The sequence below is a fragment of the Amycolatopsis vancoresmycina genome, from assembly GCF_000716785.1.
Taxonomy (GTDB): domain Bacteria; phylum Actinomycetota; class Actinomycetes; order Mycobacteriales; family Pseudonocardiaceae; genus Amycolatopsis; species Amycolatopsis vancoresmycina.
In genome coordinates this window covers 16,718-30,914 of sequence record NZ_JNYY01000034.1, presented here as the reverse complement: position 1 = coordinate 30,914, position 14,197 = coordinate 16,718, and the positions used below count along the sequence as shown (strand labels likewise).

The 14,197-nt window shown below is 71.8% G+C and carries 15 protein-coding genes; 3 read left to right on the top strand and 12 right to left on the bottom strand.

Annotated features, from left to right (window positions below):
• Positions 1 to 14: 14 nt before the first annotated feature.
• Genes OO60_RS42750 through OO60_RS42740 form a run of 3 tightly spaced genes read right to left on the bottom strand, consistent with a single transcriptional unit; the run spans position 15 to position 2,115 of the window.
• The gene (locus OO60_RS42750) at positions 15 to 617 is read right to left on the bottom strand and encodes a DUF5947 family protein (protein WP_081656036.1); all 603 of its coding nucleotides are present in this window, start codon (positions 615 to 617) and stop codon (positions 15 to 17) included.
• On the bottom strand, positions 614 to 1,099 hold the full coding sequence (locus OO60_RS42745) for a NifU family protein (RefSeq protein ID WP_004559504.1): 486 nt from the start codon (positions 1,097 to 1,099) through the stop codon (positions 614 to 616). The genes OO60_RS42750 and OO60_RS42745 overlap by 4 nt, the downstream gene beginning before the upstream one ends.
• Positions 1,096 to 2,115, bottom strand: a complete 1,020-nt coding sequence (locus tag OO60_RS42740; protein WP_004559505.1) for an NADH-quinone oxidoreductase subunit B family protein — start codon at positions 2,113 to 2,115, stop codon at positions 1,096 to 1,098. Before OO60_RS42740 ends, OO60_RS42745 begins: the two co-directional genes overlap by 4 nt.
• A gap of 167 nt (positions 2,116 to 2,282) precedes the next feature.
• On the opposite strand from OO60_RS42740, the gene OO60_RS42735 reads away from it, so the two are divergent.
• Entirely contained in the window at positions 2,283 to 2,798 is a 516-nt protein-coding gene (locus OO60_RS42735; RefSeq protein ID WP_240490860.1) for a helix-turn-helix domain-containing protein, read from the top strand.
• A 27-nt stretch (positions 2,799 to 2,825) separates the two neighbouring features.
• Here the strand turns inward: OO60_RS42735 and OO60_RS42730 are convergent, their stop codons facing one another.
• Positions 2,826 to 3,842 carry an MEDS domain-containing protein gene (locus OO60_RS42730; protein WP_240490859.1) on the bottom strand — a complete coding sequence of 339 codons (1,017 nt, stop codon included), beginning with the start codon at positions 3,840 to 3,842 and terminating at the stop codon, positions 2,826 to 2,828.
• A 486-nt stretch (positions 3,843 to 4,328) separates the two neighbouring features.
• Between OO60_RS42730 and OO60_RS42725 the strand changes: the two genes are divergently transcribed.
• Complete coding sequence (locus OO60_RS42725) at positions 4,329 to 6,293, top strand: right-handed parallel beta-helix repeat-containing protein (RefSeq protein ID WP_004559508.1); 1,965 nt, start codon at positions 4,329 to 4,331, stop codon at positions 6,291 to 6,293.
• A 62-nt stretch (positions 6,294 to 6,355) separates the two neighbouring features.
• Here the strand turns inward: OO60_RS42725 and OO60_RS42720 are convergent, their stop codons facing one another.
• The 6 genes from OO60_RS42720 to OO60_RS42695 all read right to left on the bottom strand — a co-directional run bounded on the left by OO60_RS42720 (position 6,356) and on the right by OO60_RS42695 (position 11,656).
• Positions 6,356 to 8,053 carry an alpha/beta fold hydrolase gene (locus OO60_RS42720; protein WP_004559509.1) on the bottom strand — a complete coding sequence of 566 codons (1,698 nt, stop codon included), beginning with the start codon at positions 8,051 to 8,053 and terminating at the stop codon, positions 6,356 to 6,358.
• 62 nt (positions 8,054 to 8,115) lie between these two features.
• A complete protein-coding gene (locus OO60_RS42715; RefSeq protein WP_033263537.1) occupies positions 8,116 to 8,607 on the bottom strand; it encodes an RDD family protein in 492 nt (163 codons plus the stop codon).
• Positions 8,604 to 9,254 (bottom strand): response regulator, encoded by a 651-nt coding sequence (locus OO60_RS42710; RefSeq protein ID WP_004559511.1) that lies wholly within the window; start codon positions 9,252 to 9,254, stop codon positions 8,604 to 8,606. The genes OO60_RS42715 and OO60_RS42710 overlap by 4 nt, the downstream gene beginning before the upstream one ends.
• Positions 9,254 to 10,438 (bottom strand): sensor histidine kinase, encoded by a 1,185-nt coding sequence (locus tag OO60_RS42705; RefSeq protein ID WP_244885669.1) that lies wholly within the window; start codon positions 10,436 to 10,438, stop codon positions 9,254 to 9,256. Before OO60_RS42705 ends, OO60_RS42710 begins: the two co-directional genes overlap by 1 nt.
• Positions 10,439 to 10,463: 25 nt before the next feature.
• Entirely contained in the window at positions 10,464 to 10,910 is a 447-nt protein-coding gene (locus OO60_RS42700) for a hypothetical protein (RefSeq protein WP_033263535.1), read from the bottom strand.
• A 74-nt stretch (positions 10,911 to 10,984) separates the two neighbouring features.
• Positions 10,985 to 11,656: a TetR/AcrR family transcriptional regulator gene (locus OO60_RS42695; RefSeq protein WP_033263534.1), complete on the bottom strand. Its 672-nt coding sequence runs from the start codon at positions 11,654 to 11,656 to the stop codon at positions 10,985 to 10,987.
• 81 nt (positions 11,657 to 11,737) lie between these two features.
• Here OO60_RS42695 and OO60_RS42690 point away from each other — a divergent pair, with 81 nt between their 5' ends.
• Complete coding sequence (locus tag OO60_RS42690) at positions 11,738 to 12,145, top strand: PPOX class F420-dependent oxidoreductase (protein WP_033263533.1); 408 nt, start codon at positions 11,738 to 11,740, stop codon at positions 12,143 to 12,145.
• A 76-nt stretch (positions 12,146 to 12,221) separates the two neighbouring features.
• Here the strand turns inward: OO60_RS42690 and OO60_RS42685 are convergent, their stop codons facing one another.
• On the bottom strand, positions 12,222 to 13,550 hold the full coding sequence (locus OO60_RS42685) for a TolB family protein (protein ID WP_244885668.1): 1,329 nt from the start codon (positions 13,548 to 13,550) through the stop codon (positions 12,222 to 12,224).
• 35 nt (positions 13,551 to 13,585) lie between these two features.
• Complete coding sequence (locus OO60_RS42680; protein ID WP_244885666.1) at positions 13,586 to 14,158, bottom strand: RICIN domain-containing protein; 573 nt, start codon at positions 14,156 to 14,158, stop codon at positions 13,586 to 13,588.
• Positions 14,159 to 14,197: the final 39 nt, after the last annotated feature.

Sequence of the window (14,197 nt, the reverse complement as noted above, 5' to 3'; positions counted from 1 at the left end):
CGCCGCCCGGGTCGCTACCGCAGGGGCCGCGCCCGCTGCCCGATCTCCGCGAACAGCTCGCCGACGTGTTCGTGCATCTCGGGGCCGCCTTCGCCGCCGGTCCAGTACCGGCGGACCACGCCGGCCAGCCGGTAGCAGACGTCGACGGGCACGAGGAAGCAGTCCGTGCCGCGCTCGCCCCCGCGGAACACGATCGCTTCGACGTCCGGCTCGGCCGTGGCCAGCAGCGGGTGCGCCGCGGCGAGCTCCGTCCAGAGACCGGGCGGGAGGGCCGCCTCGGCCGCGCCGGCCGGTCCGGGCCGGAAGGCGGTGACGCGGGTGCCGCAGTGGACGAAGAACGCGAAGCGCGCCGGGATCCCGAGCCCGTGCCAGTCGAGGCGGGCGATCGGGCTCCGGGGGTCCCACAGGTAGCGCTCCGGGACCGCGCGGTACCGCGCTTCCCCGGCCGAGCAGCTCGTGCACAGCAGGAAGCAGGCGCGGCACGAGCACAGCAGGCCGCGGCGGCCGGTGTCGACCACGTGGCCGTGCCGCGCGGCCACCGGCGTCCCGCAGAACTCGCACTCCTCCGGCCACGCCGAGCGCCGGTCCCGCTCGGACACGGGCTGCGCCACCCTCACGACGCTCTCCCTTCCGGTGTGGTGCCGGGTGGTCCCATGCCGATCTGGTACAGCACGGCTTCGGCCACGACCTCGACGCCGGTGAGCTCCGGAGCGGCGTCCCGGACGGCGGCCTCGACCGTCGCGCGGGCCGCGGACGAGCAGCCCCGGCCCGCACCGAGGCTCAGCCGGACCACGCCGTCGTCGATGCCGCGGAACCCGACCGCGCCCACCTGCGGGCGGATCCGGTCCAGGGCCCGCCGGACCCGGGCCGGCGCGTCGAGGGGGTGCAGGTCGTGGAGCACCAGGAGGCTCGCGACGACGTCGTCGGCGGCGATCGCGCCGACCGACGCCGGGGCGTGGTCGCGCAGCGTGCCGACGATCCGCGTCAAGCCTTCGCCGTACAGGTCCGTCAGCTGCCGGACGAGCTCTTCGGCGGGCCCCCGGTGCGAACCGGCGAGCAGGGCGCCCAGAAGTGTCTCGAGGCGCTCTCCGTGACTCACCGGTCCGCCGCCGTCCGGATCTCCCGCAGGATGCGGATCGCGGAGCCGGACACGCTGCTCGTGCCCGTCGGGCCGCCGGCCCCGGCGGGGTCCTCCATGAACGGCATGAACTTGTCCGGGAAACCCGGCATGGTGCAACCGATGCAGATGCCCCCGACGTTCGGGCAGCCGCCGACGCCGTTGATCCAGCCGCGCTTGGGCACGTTGCACTTGACCACCTGGCCCCAGCACCCGAGCTTGACCAGGCACTTGGGCGAACCGTGTTGGTCGGCGAACTCGTCCTGCTCGTAGTACCCGGCCCGGTCGCACCCTTCGTGGACGGTGTTGGCGAACAGCCACTTCGGCCGCAGTGCCTCGTCGACGTCGATCTCCGGTGCCCGCCCGGCCACCTGGAACAGCAGGTGCAGGATGGTCTCCGAGAGGTTGTCCGGCTGGACCGGGCACCCCGGCACGCACACGATGGGCAGCCCGGCCTTCGACCGCCAGTCCCGGCCGAGGTACTCGGGCACGCCCATGGCGCCGGTGGGGTTGCCGGCCATGGCGTGCACGCCGCCGTAGCTCGCGCAGGTGCCGGCGGCCAGGATCGCGGTTGCCTTCGGGGCCAGCCGGTCGAGCCACTCGCTCGCCGTCACGGGCTGGCCGGTCGCGGGGTCGGTGCCGAACCCGGACCAGTAGCCCTCGGCCTTGTTCGTCTCGTCGGCGATCGAGCCCTCGACGATCAGGATGAACGGCTCGAGCTCGCCGCGGTCGGCGCGGTGCCACCATTCGATGAAGCTGCCGGAACCGCCGTCGGGGCCGCTGTCGAAATCGAGGAACGGCCAGTGCATGGCGACCTCGGGCAGCCCGGGCAGGCCGCCGAGAACGATCTCTTCGATACTGGGTTGACTGGCCGCGGTCAGCGCAACCGATTCGCCGTCACAGCTCAGCCCGCCATTCATCCAGAGGATATGGACAACCGGTGGGTTGTTCCCGGAGTCGTCCGCCGGGCCGTTGCCGGTCTGCGGGGCCCTGACCATCGATGGCACCTTCCCTGCGGCCACGGAGGACGCCTACCGTAGACCCGTCCGGCAGCAGCGGCAAGGCTGCCGGGTGGTATCCCGGACACAGCTGCACCCGAACGGCGGACAATACCGGCCACGTTCGGCGAACAGCCGGAAATCGCGCGCCGGAAGGAGTCTTGATCGTGGTGGAATCGGCGGGAAGATCGCCCGGCAATGCGATCGAGGTCGTCCCGGTCGAAATCATCACGAAGATCTTTCCCGCGCGCCCGTCCGCCGTTCCGGGAATCCGGGAATTCGTCCAGGAGTGCCTCGCCGGAGCAGCGCTCGCCGAAGCCGAAGAGCGCGAGGTGGGCAACACGATCCTCCGGGCCCTGCTGACCGCGGCCGGCCCGTCGGGCGTGCTCGAGGTCTCCTGCCGGAAGTACCCCCGGCGGGTCGAGTTCGACGTGCTGCCGTCCCGCGCCGAGGAGCCGCCCCGGGTACCCCCGCAGCCGGCCGGACCGGACGCGCCCGCCGCCAGCTTCGCCGAGTGGCTGGCCGAAGCGCTGCGCAGCCGCGGGATGTCGAAGGAGACCGCCGCCGGAGAGCTGGGGGTGTCCCCGAAGACGGTGAGCCGCTGGCTCGGCGGCCGGACCGAGCCCCGCCTGCGCGACCTGCGCCGCATCGAAGACCGCTTCGGCGACGTGCGGTTGCGCTGAGGGACAGATGTGTCCCGCCGCCCGGCCCTACCCGGCCGGCGGGCCGGCCGGGCCGCGCCCCGGCCGGCCCTGTCCCGGCTCCGCACCGGCGGGCCGTTCCCGCATGGCCAGCTCGATGGTGCAGCCGGCCGTGTCGGAGCTGACGTCGAGCCATTCGCAGATCTGGTCGGTCATCCACAGCGTGGTGCCGGGCCGGGTGGCCGCCCGGGGCCCGTAGAAGGCCGGGCCGTCGACGGGCCGGTCGCTGTGCAGCGTGCACACGACCCGGCCCGCCGCCGGCCGCACCCACACGGCCGCCCGGTCGATGCCGTGCTCGAGCAGGTAGGCCACGGCCTCGCCGACGGCAACGCCGAACAGCGTCGCGGTGTCCTCGGACCGCAGCAGGGCGCTCGCCCGCTCCAGCACGTGCCGCCGCACGGCGACCAGGTCGCCCTCGAAGCGGAAAGGGTCCTCGGCGGCCCGCGAGGGGGCGGCCGTCGCGGCTCCGCCGGCCGCCTCGGGCACCCTGAACTGCGCGGACGCCCGGACCTCGCCGTCGACGACGTATTCGGGATGGGTGCGACGCGCCTCCTCGACCACCCCGGGCCCGGCGGTCCTGGTGTCGTAGGGGCAGACCAGCCAGATCCGGGTCCCGCTCAGCGCGACGTTGAATTCCGCCTCGGCCAGCTGCCAGGCGGCCGCGTCGCCGCCGGCCCGGACCGGTTCGGCGAGGACGCGCACGGTCCCGGTGGGCGCGGTGGACCGGTGCCGCCCCCAGTAGCGGCGGAGGGCCTCGGCCAGCTGCGCCGGCCGCCGCCCGAAGTAGTCCGACTCGGCGAAGGCGATCCGATCGGCAGCACCGCCCATCACGGCGTGCAGCAGCCCGAGGTTGGCCGCGGTGGTGGTGACCAGCACCGGCTCACCCCGCCGCAACCCCTCTTCCGCGAAGGGAACGGCCATCGCGAGGAACTCGGCGTCGCTGCGGTAGAGGCAGCCCTGGTGCCGGAAACCGGGCTGCACCGCTCGGTCCGGTGTCAAAGCCGCTGCCGGGGTGTTCGTGCACACCGAGCCTCCTGAAGGTTTTCGCCGGTTTTCCATTCGATCGCGTTTCCCCGGGAACGCCTGAGACCGCTGGAAGCGTACCCGCAAAAGGCCGCTTCAGCTACGCAGTGACCAATTGATTACACCGTTCGGAGCATTTGCCGCCAGCCGCGGAAACCCTTGCAAGCACAGGAATCCATGGGGCAGATGTGTCCGGACAGTAGTGTCCGAACCGCGCCCCGAATGATCGCCGACCACCTATCGGGAAAAAGCTCTTTTTCGTGGGCACCGGTTGGGAAAATTGTTCGAAAGTCGCCCAGCATTTTGGCGCCACCCCAGTCGGCGGCCGCACACCACGCAGCCAGAGATCCGATGACCGGGACACCGAAGGGCGAAAAGACGTCATTCATCCCAATAATCCCCCTGAGTCATCCGACCAATCGTTGACAGGGCGTCGCCCGGCACGTCAAACTCTGAGCCGCTTGCAGCCTCCGACGAGGGACGGTCATCGTGCGCACACGAGTCAAGGCAGCCCTGTTCGCGACCGGCCTCGCGCTGGCGGCCACCGGATTCGCGGTGACACCGGCGACGTCGGCGCCGCAGCAGGTCGTCCACGTCGCCCCGGACGGTGACGACACCCACGACGGCACGAGCGAGGCCCAGGCCGTCCGGACGTTGCAGCGCGCCCAGCAGCTGGTGCGCGGGCTGATCCCGGACATGACCGGCGACGTCTCCGTCAGCCTCGGCACCGGCACCTACGCGCTGAGCGCGCCGCTGCAGCTGACCGCGGCCGACTCCGGCGCCCACGGCCACCGGGTGGTCTGGACCGCCGCGCCCGGTGCCCGGCCGGTCGTCAGCGGCGGTGTCCCGATCACCGGCTGGAAACTGTCCGACAGCGGCAAGAACATCTGGTCCGCGCCCGCCCCCGCGACGCTGCGGACGCGCCAGCTGTACGTCAACGGCGCCCGGGTGCCCCGCGCGACCGGCACCCTCCCGGTGACGCTGACCAGGATCACCGGCGGCTACACGACGTCGTCGGCCGCGATGGACAACTGGCGCAACCCCAAGGACATCGACTTCGTCTACACCGGCGGCCTCGGCGCGTGGACGCAACCGCGGTGCCCGGTCAGCACGATCTCGCCGACGACGATCAAGATGGCGCAGCCGTGCTGGGACAACTCGACGAAGCGGGTGATGCGCACCGACGACTCCGGCCGCACGGTCGAGCTGGTCGGCCGCCAGGCCATCACCGAGCTGCCCACCGCGGTGGAAAACGCCTACGAACTGCTCTCCGCCGGCGAGTGGTACCTCGACAACACCACGCACACCGTCTTCTACGTGCCGAAGCCCGGTGAGGACATCACCCAGGAGACGGTGACCGCGCCCGCGCTGGAAACCCTGGTGTCCGGCAACGGAACGGCGTCGGCGCCGGTGCACGACATCACGTTCAGCGGCCTCCAGTTCTCCTACGCGACCTGGAACTTCCCGAGCACGCCCGAAGGCTTCTCGGAAATCCAGGCGAACTACACGCTGACCGGCGCGCACGGCTTCGACCAGCAGGGGCTGTGCCAGTTCATCGCCAACGGCAAGTGCCCGTACGGCAACTGGACCAAGGAACCCGGCAACGTCTCCTTCAGCTACGACAGGAACATCACCTTCACGAGGGACGCGTTCGCCCACCTCGGCGCCGCGGGCCTCGACCTCGGCACCGGCTCGCAGAACGACCTGGTGCAGGGCAGCGTGTTCACCGACATCTCCGGCAACGGCCTGGAACTCGGCGGCGTCGACCTCACGCTGCCCACCGCGGCCGCGCAGCACACCAGCGGCAACCGGCTGCTCGACAACCACGTGTTCGCCACGTCGGTGGAGTACGCGGGCGGCATCGGGATGGACATCGGCTACACGGAGCACACCACGGTCTCCCACAACCAGCTCGACCACGTGCCCTACAGCGGGATCTCGATCGGCTGGGGCGGCTGGCCGGACAAGGTGAAGATCAAAGCGGAACCCAACTACAGCAACAACAACACGCTGTCGAACAACCTGATCTTCGACCACATGCAGCAGCTCGCCGACGGCGCCGGGATCTACACCAACGGCAACACCGGCCCGGACCTGGCCGGCGGCGAGAAGGTCACCGGCAACGTGATCCACGACCAGAAGGGCGCGGGCAAGGCCGTCTACACCGACAACGGCGCCGGCAACATCACGATCACCGGCAACGGCCTGTACAACGCCCCGCTCGCGTGGGGTTCGAAGCACACCGACTACACGCTGAACAAGGGCACCTACGACCCGCTCGACATCGAGAACAACTACTGGGAGAACGGCAGCGCCGACTACAACCAGAAATCGGTGCTGATCAAGAACAACCACGCGATCACCGACGCGGCCGGCATCCCGGCGAGCATCCGCGCCAACGCAGGCGTGGAACCGGCGTACGCCGACGTGCTCACCTGGACCCCGGCCGGCTGAGCACGCGGGAGGCCCCCGGTCCGCCGCCAGGACCGGGAGCTCCCCCACCGCGGACGAGCCCGTCAACGCCCGTCGTTGAGCTCACCGATGCGGTGCCGCAGGGCCGTGCGCAACGCCGAGTCGCGGGTGTCGGCGGCGCTGACCGCCGCCGAGTGGCTGCCGGTGACCGGGCCGGCCACCGGGAACACGCGGTCCTCGCCGGGCAGCGGGACTCCCAGGCAGGTGGCCGATCCCGGCCGGGAGTTCGCGACCAGGAAGACGTTGACCATGCCGTCGACGCACGGGTTGCCGCCCAAGGCGTACTGGCCGTGGAACGCCGCGTCGTCGACCGAGACCAGCGGGACCCCGGCCGCGCGGACCGCCGAACGTGCCTGCTCGTAGCCGGTTTGCGGGTCGAACTCGCCCTGGACCACCAGCACGTTCCCGGCGACTTCGCGCGGGAGCCCGGTCAGGGTCTGCCGGGGGCGGTCGGACCAGAACCCGCACGGCTCGGTCAGTCCGTAGGCCCAGCCGAAGATCGGGTACTGCGGGCCCTGCCGGTCGGACAGGCGCTGGTACCAGTCGGCGGTCTTCGTCGGCTGGTCGCCGCACGCCACCGCGTAGCGCGTCCCGGACACCTTGCGGTAGTCCGGCTCCGCCGCCGCCAGTCCGCGGGCGACGTCGGCGCCGGTCAGCTGGGCCAGCCGCTTGCCGAACACGGCCGTAGACCACGTGTCCAGCTGCCCGGCGAGCGCCGCCGGGGGCTGGACCGGCGTGCCGTCCAGCTCCCCCGCGCCGGCGACGAGCACCGCGGCCACCAGGATCCAGCGGATCTCGCTGCCGTTGCCGACGAACAGGGCGTCGAACTGGTCCGGTGCGACGCCGAGCCCGGCGTAGAACCCGCGCAGCCGCTCGATCTTCTGCTTCACCTCGGACGGCGAAGCACCCAGCTGAGCGGGGAACTGCCGGGCCAGCCACGGCACGAAGACCTCGTCGGTCTGCCGCTGATCGATCTTCGGGAACGCCTCGAAGGCCGCCTGGAGCCGGCCTTCGAAATCGACGCTGGAGTCGAGCACCACCTTGCCGGCGTGCCCCGGGAACAGCGACGCGTACTTGGCGCCGAGCCAGGTGCCGTAGGAATACCCGAGGTAGTTGAGCTTCGCGTCGCCGAGCAAAGTCCGGATCAGGTCCATGTCGTGCGCGGTCTGCCACGTTGTGACGAACGGGGCGACGGCGTCGCTCTGGCACGCCTCCGCGATCGCCCGCGGCGTCTTCCGGTGCTCGGCGATGCTCGCCGCCGAGCGGTCACGCGCGTCGAGCGGCCCCTGCGGCAGGCGTTCCGCCGGGACTTGGCAGGCGAACCCGGCGTCCGCGGTCCCTTCGTGCCCGGTGCCGCGGGGGTCCATGCCGATGAAGTCGTACCGCTCGTTCACGCTCGGTTCGAGGCCGGCCAGCGCACCCGCGAGGGAACTGCCCTGCCCGCCGGGACCGCCCGGGTTCACCAGGAGCGCACCGAGACGTTCGCCGGTCGCCGCGACGCGGCTGACGGACACGCTCAGGTCCACCCCGGAGTCCGGGTTCGCCCAGTCCCGCGGCACGGTGATCACCGCGCATTCGGCCGGTTTCGCCCCGGCGGCAACGGGAAACGGGCACGCTCCCCAGCTCACCTGCTGGCCGGTGTAGCGGTCCGGGGTGGCCGCGGTGGCGGTTCCCGCGGGCACCGCCGGTACCGCGAGCAGCACGGCGGTGATCAGAAAGCGGCTCAGTGTTTGCTTTTTCACGTGATGCCCCTCGTCCGGGTGAATGATCACCCGGAGTATGGCGCGCATCCGCGGCGCCGGGATCAACCAGAAGTACGAGGACCGGCCCGCACCACGAGGGTCCGCGCCACCAGGTCGCCGATCCGCTGCCGGCGCCGGGTCACCACGATGCTGACGACGGCCACCAGCCCGAACAGCAGGCCGTCGACGGTGAACAGCAGCCACCGGAAGACGTAGGCGCGCACCTTCGGCGGCCCGCCGCGCAGGGTTTCCACGCGCAGCCCCATCACCAGCATGCCCGGCGTCACCCCGCCCCGGCGCGCCGGCACCCAGATCTGGATCACCGCGTCACAGGCGTAGTTGACCGCGAAGAACGTGATCACCGGTCCCCACAGGATCGCCTTCGGCGGCACCCATCCCCACTGCAGCAGGGGAATCACCACGAGGCCGACCGCGAGCGCGGCGAACACCCCCACGCCGGCGGCGAGCGCCTGGTCCAGCACCGCCTGCACCACCCGGCGGCCCGCCATCCGCAGCCGCTCCGGCACCTCTCGCCGCCCACCGGCCGAGGTCATCCGAGCAACCCCCGCTGCCACGCCCAGACGGCGACCTCCGTGCGGTTCCGCAGTTCGAGCTTGCGCTGCACGCTCGCCAGGTGCGTCTTGACTGTCGAAAGGGAGACGCGCAGGTCGTCGGCGATCTCGGCGTTGGTCCGGCCGCGGGCGACCGCGAGCACCACGTCGGACTCGCGGTCGGTCAGCAGGCCCGGTGTCCCCTGCGCGCGCCGCCGCGCCTTTTCGGTGAACCGGGCGAGCAGGCGCACGGTCACCGACGGCGAGACCATCGCCTCCCCGCCGGCCGCCGCGCGGACCGCGTCCACCAGCAGCCGCGGACCGGCGTCCTTGAGCAGGAACCCGCTGGCGCCACCGAGCAGGGCGGCGTAGACGTTCTCGTCCGCGTCGTAGGTCGTCACGACGACCACGCGCAACGGGTGCGCGACGGACGGCCCGGCCAGCAGCTCGGTGGCCCGCAGACCGTCCACTTCGGGCATCCGGATGTCCATCAGCGTGACGTCCGGCCGCAGCTGCCGCGCCAGCCGGACCGCGGCCTCCCCGTCGGCGGCTTCGGCGATCACCTCGATGTCCGGCGCGGCGTCCAGCACCAGCCGGAACCCGGTGCGCACCAGCACCTGGTCGTCGGCGACGAGCACCCGGATGGTCATCAGAGCCCCCTCGGCAAGGCGTCGAAGGGCGTGTCCTCGCCGCCGAGCGGCAGGCGCGCCGCGACGGTCCAGCGCGCCCCGGGTCCCGGCCCGGCGGTCAGGCTGCCGCCGAGCATCTCCAGCCGCTCGGCCATGCCGATGATCCCGAACCCGCCCGGCGCGGACCGGGGGTTCGCGGGCAGGCCGTCGTTGGCCACTTCGAGCACGAGTTCGTCGGTCTCGACGCGGACGGAGACGACCACCTCGGTCGCGGCGGGGGCGTGTCTTCGAGCGTTGGTCAGCGCTTCGGTCACGACGCGGTGGACGGTCGTGGCCACCTGGGACGGCACCGGCAGCTGGTCCAGTTCCTCGGCGACGGCGACCCGGGCGGCGGACCCGGCGGCCGCGCGCACCGCGTCACCGAGCACGGCGCCGGACAGCGGCGGCACGTCCCGGGTGTCCCGCAGCATTCCGACCAGCCGGCGCGCGGCGGCCAGCGCCGCACCGCCGGCTTCCTCGATCTCGCGGTAGACCGCCGCGTGCCCGCCGACGTCGGCGTTCGCTTCGGCGATCGCCCGGGCGGCCTGGACGCGGACGACGATCCCGCTGACGTGGTGGGACACCAGGTCGTGCAGTTCCCTGGCCAGCTGCAGGCGTTCCTGGCTGCGGACCCGCTCCAGCGCGGCGCGCTGCCTGCCGTCCGCCGCGCGCAGGATCAGCCCGACGCCGAGGCAGGCACCCCAGTACGCGGCGGCGGCCACCGCCAGCAGCGTTTCCGGCTCGCCGGCACCGTAGCGGAGCAGCGGTGCGGCGATCATCACCGCACCGAGAGCCGGCGCCAGCACGGCCGCGTGCTTCGGCTCGAGCTTGCGGCCGGCCGCGGCCGTGAGCAGCCCGGCGGCCACGATCTCGGCGATCGGCGGCTGGGGCTGCGGGCGCGCGGCGACCGCCACGACCGTGCTGATCGCCGACAGCGCGGCGACGACGCTCCCCAGCACGCCGACGTGGCGGGGGAAGCGCCGCCGCAGCACGGCCAGCACCGGGATCGCCGTCCCGGTGGAAGCCAGCACCCCGGTCAGCGGCGCGGCCCAGCCACCGCCTCCGCCGGGCACCTTCAGCACCAGCACCACGTCGGCGACGATCGCCGCGGCCAGCACCGCGAGCTCGGTGCCGAGCATGCCGCGCCGGACCCCCGCTCTGCGCATGGCCGTCATGATCCCGCGTCCCGGATCAGCCCGCGCGCCGAACCAGGGCGACGTAGCGGTTGGACGGCGGCAGGTAGCCGAGCACGGTCGCGACGACGGCCACCCCGCAGCTGAGGTAACCGGCCCACGAAGGTTCGGTGGTGAGCAGCGAAGCGGCCTGCAGCAGGGTGAAGACGGTCAGCGTGACGCGGGCCCAGTTGCGGCCGGCCTTGAGCTTGAACGACAGCCAGAGGTAGACCAGCGCGACGACCGCGGCGATGGCGGCCGGGACGGCCTGCGCGAGCAGGGTGAGCCGGTCGAGCTGCTCCGGCGTCAGCGCGGGGTTCGACCGGCGCAGCGCGGCCGCGATTTCGTCGCGCGCGCCCAGGACGAGCAGCCCGCCGGCGATCGCGGACACGGTGGACACCAGGAAGCCGAAGAAGGCGGCGATGATCGTGCTGGGCGGGTTCTCCCGCACTGTTTCGGTAGTCATACCGGGAAATTAGGACTCGCCGCGCGCCGGCACCGGCTGAGGCGAGCGCGTCTCGTACTTTCGGCCGAGGCCGCTCAGCGCGTGGCGAGGAGCCGGTCGAGCAGCCGGTCCAGGCCGTCGCCGAAGAGCTCGTCGTCCGGCCACCCGGCGTCGACGAACCCCGACGTGCTGAGGGCCGGGTAGCGCTCGGCCGAGCCGAGGACGTGCGCGCGCACCTTGGCGATCGCGGCGGGATCGTCCAGCCGCCGCCAGGTGGCGTCCGCCATGGCCGCCCCCAGCACGAAGGCGGCGAGCGTCCGCCGCGCGACCGCGAGTTCCTTGCCCGCCAAGCCGGCCTGGACGAGTTTCGCCTGGATGTACTCGGTCCGGAGGAGCACGTTGGGCCCCAGCAGGGGCCGCCCGAGCAGCCCGGGCGACCACGGGTGCGCGAGCAGCGCGGCACGCCAGCCGGCGAGCAGTTCCCGCAGCCCCGCCCGGGGTGCCAGCCCGGGCGCGGGCACCGGTACCTCCCCGACGACGTGGTCCAGGGCGAGGTCCAGGAGGTCTTCCTTGGTCGCGACGTGCCAGTAGAGCGCGGTGGAGGTCACCTCGAGCCGTTCGGCGAGCCGCCGCATGGTCAGCCGTTCGACGCCCGCCGAGTCGAGTTCGGCGATCGCCGCGGTGACGATCCGCGCCAGGGTCAACGGGGTGTTCCGCCGAGGCGGCCGCGGCGCGGTGTCGCGGAGCCACAGGACGTCGTCGGTCATGGGTGTCGACCTTACCCACCGGCAGTTGACTTACCAATGATAAATTAATATAACGTTGGTAAGTCAAGCCGGAGGTCACCCGTGTTCACCGAAAAAGAAGTCCAGTACCTCGCCGACCAGCCCCTGTGCCGCGTCGCCACCGCCCAGCCCGACGGAACGCTGCAGGTCAGCCCGGTCGGCTTCACGTACAACCCGGAAACCGCGACGATCGACCTGATGGGGCTGCACCTGCGCAGGACCCGCCGGTTCCGCAACGTGGCCGCGAACGGCCGCATCGCCCTGGTGATCGACGACGTGCCGAGCACGAACCCGTGGCGCGTCCGATCCCTGGAGATCCGCGGCCACGCCGAGGCGTTGACGGACGTGGAAACCCCCGGCCACCACGACAACGCGATGATCCGCGTCCACCCGGAACGCATCATCGCCATCGGCGTCGAGGACTGGGACGTCGACTACACCGAGCAGGTACCGCACAGCCGCAACGTCTGACGCCTGCGGTCGGCAACTGACCGCGTGACCAGCGGCCCCGCTCCCGCCGGGGAGCGGGGCCCTGCCAAGCAGAAGATCAGCCGAGATCGCGCACGTACACGTTGGGCGTCCACATGTCCGTGCCGGTCGCGAAGTTGGTGGCCACGGACTGGAACGCGACGTGCTTGCCGTCGGCCGAGATCGACGGTGTCGCGGAGTTTCCGTTGCCCTCCGTGCCGTTCCCCGCCACGCTGGCCCGGGTGGTGGCCGCCGTGTCGCGGTCGCGGACGAACACGTCCCAAACACTGTTGCGGTCGAACGGCACGAGCCGCCACGCGAAGGAGTCGAACGCCGTGTACCGGCCGTCGGCCGAGATCGACGGGCGGACGCCCGGGGTGGTGCCGTCGGCGTCTTGGGCGCCCGTGTAGAGGACGTTCAGCCGGGTGACCGCCGCCGTCTGCCGGTCGACCAGGAAGTTGTCGACGTGGCCGTTGGTGTCCCCCGGCAGCAGGTTCCCCGCCGCCGACTGGTAGGCGACGTAACGCCCGTCGGCCGACATCGTGGCGAAGTTGCTGGCGCCCTGCCCTTGGTCACCGTGGGCGTTGACGCTCACCCGGTCGGTCAGCCCGGTCAGCTTGTCGTGCACGAACACGTCGGTCGACTGGTTCGTGTCGGAACTGGCCAGGGTCGTGGCGTCGGATTCGAACGTGACGTAGCGGCCGTCGGCCGAGATCGACGGCAGCTGGCTCGCGCCCCTGACCTCCAGGCCGCTCGAATCGACGCTGACCCGGATGGTGCGGTCCGTCTGCTGGTCGTACTCGAAGACGTCCCGGACGCGGTTCGTATCGCCGGCGACGAGGTTGCCGGCGTAGGAGTCGTAGGCGATGAACCGCCCGTCGGCCGAGATCGCCGGGTGGAGGCTGTCGTCGTTGCCCGGGGCACCCAGCAGCCCGCCGCTGACCCGGCTCGTCCACCCGATCAGCCGGTCGTGGACGAACACGTCCCGGAACCCGTTGGTGTCGCCCGGAACCAGGTTCGTCGAGTCCGACACGAACGCGACGTACCGGCCGTCGGCCGAAATGGCCGGTGCCCAGCTGGCGCCGTTCCCCTCGGCGCCGTTGCGGTCGACGCTGACGCGGGTGGTCACCCCGGCCACCCGATCCCGCACGAACACGTCGTCGACTCCGTTGGTGTCGCCGCCGACGAGGTTCCGGGCCGCGGACCGGAAGGCCACATACCGGCCGTCGGCGGACACCGACGGCTCCCCGCTCGCCCCGGTGCCCGGCTTGCCGTCGACGGTGACGCTGATCAACGTGGTGGCGGCCGTGGTCGCGGCGCCCGCGGTGCCACCCGGTACCAGCGCCGCGACGGTCGCGGCGCACAGGGCGAGCCCGACGGTGCCGCGGCCGGTTCTGTGACTTCTCATCATCACCTTTCTCTGGTGAACGGAAAACTGTGGTTTCACCGGGGCGGCAGGACCGGCTGGAACCGTTCGTTGACGAAGCTGTAGCAGGGGTTCTGCACCAACCGGCGGTAGTTGTCGGTGTTGATGCCGTCCACCGAAAGGCAGAGGCCGCTGTTCACGTTCTGGAACTCCGCGACGCCGTTGTAGTAGTCCCAGAGCATCCGCCACTGCTGGTTCGTGCCGACGAGGCAGGTGTACTGGATGATCGGGTTTCCCTGGTTCGTCCCGTAGGCGTAGTCGTCCAGGCACTTGCCGGTGCGGACGTTCTGCAGCCAGAACACGGCCGGGTCGTCCGTGGCCTGCCCCATCCGCCACCGCTGGTTGTTGCCGTACGCGCACGAAAGCTGGTCGACCGGGGCGAAGTCGTCGAGCCGTCCCTTGTCGACCTGCACGCACTTGGGGCCGCCGAGCCAGCTGCCTTCGTTGGTCTGCCAGGCCAGCACGTCACCGCTCACCGGCGGGTAGATGGTCCGGTCGGCGTGGGCGGGAGCGGCACCGGCCAGCACGAGTGCGGCGGTCGCGAGCGGAACCAGCACGGCGGTGCGGATCACGCGAGGTAGCTGAAGCATGCGCGAACCCTAGGGAGCACCACCCGGCCGGCTCCAGGC

Bases quoted from the DNA above. Each gene is read 5' to 3' on its own strand.
- OO60_RS42740 (WP_004559505.1), bottom strand. From the start codon at position 2,115: ATGGTCAGGGCCCCGCAGACCGGCAACGGCCCGGCGGACGACTCCGGG.
- OO60_RS42685 (WP_244885668.1), bottom strand. From the start codon at position 13,550: ATGAGAAGTCACAGAACCGGCCGCGGCACCGTCGGGCTCGCCCTGTGC.
- OO60_RS42705 (WP_244885669.1), bottom strand. From the start codon at position 10,438: ATGCGCAGAGCGGGGGTCCGGCGCGGCATGCTCGGCACCGAGCTCGCG.
- OO60_RS42715 (WP_033263537.1), bottom strand. From the start codon at position 8,607: ATGACCTCGGCCGGTGGGCGGCGAGAGGTGCCGGAGCGGCTGCGGATG.
- OO60_RS42680 (WP_244885666.1), bottom strand. From the start codon at position 14,158: ATGCTTCAGCTACCTCGCGTGATCCGCACCGCCGTGCTGGTTCCGCTC.
- OO60_RS42710 (WP_004559511.1), bottom strand. From the start codon at position 9,254: ATGACCATCCGGGTGCTCGTCGCCGACGACCAGGTGCTGGTGCGCACC.
- OO60_RS42695 (WP_033263534.1), bottom strand. From the start codon at position 11,656: ATGACCGACGACGTCCTGTGGCTCCGCGACACCGCGCCGCGGCCGCCT.
- OO60_RS42700 (WP_033263535.1), bottom strand. From the start codon at position 10,910: ATGACTACCGAAACAGTGCGGGAGAACCCGCCCAGCACGATCATCGCC.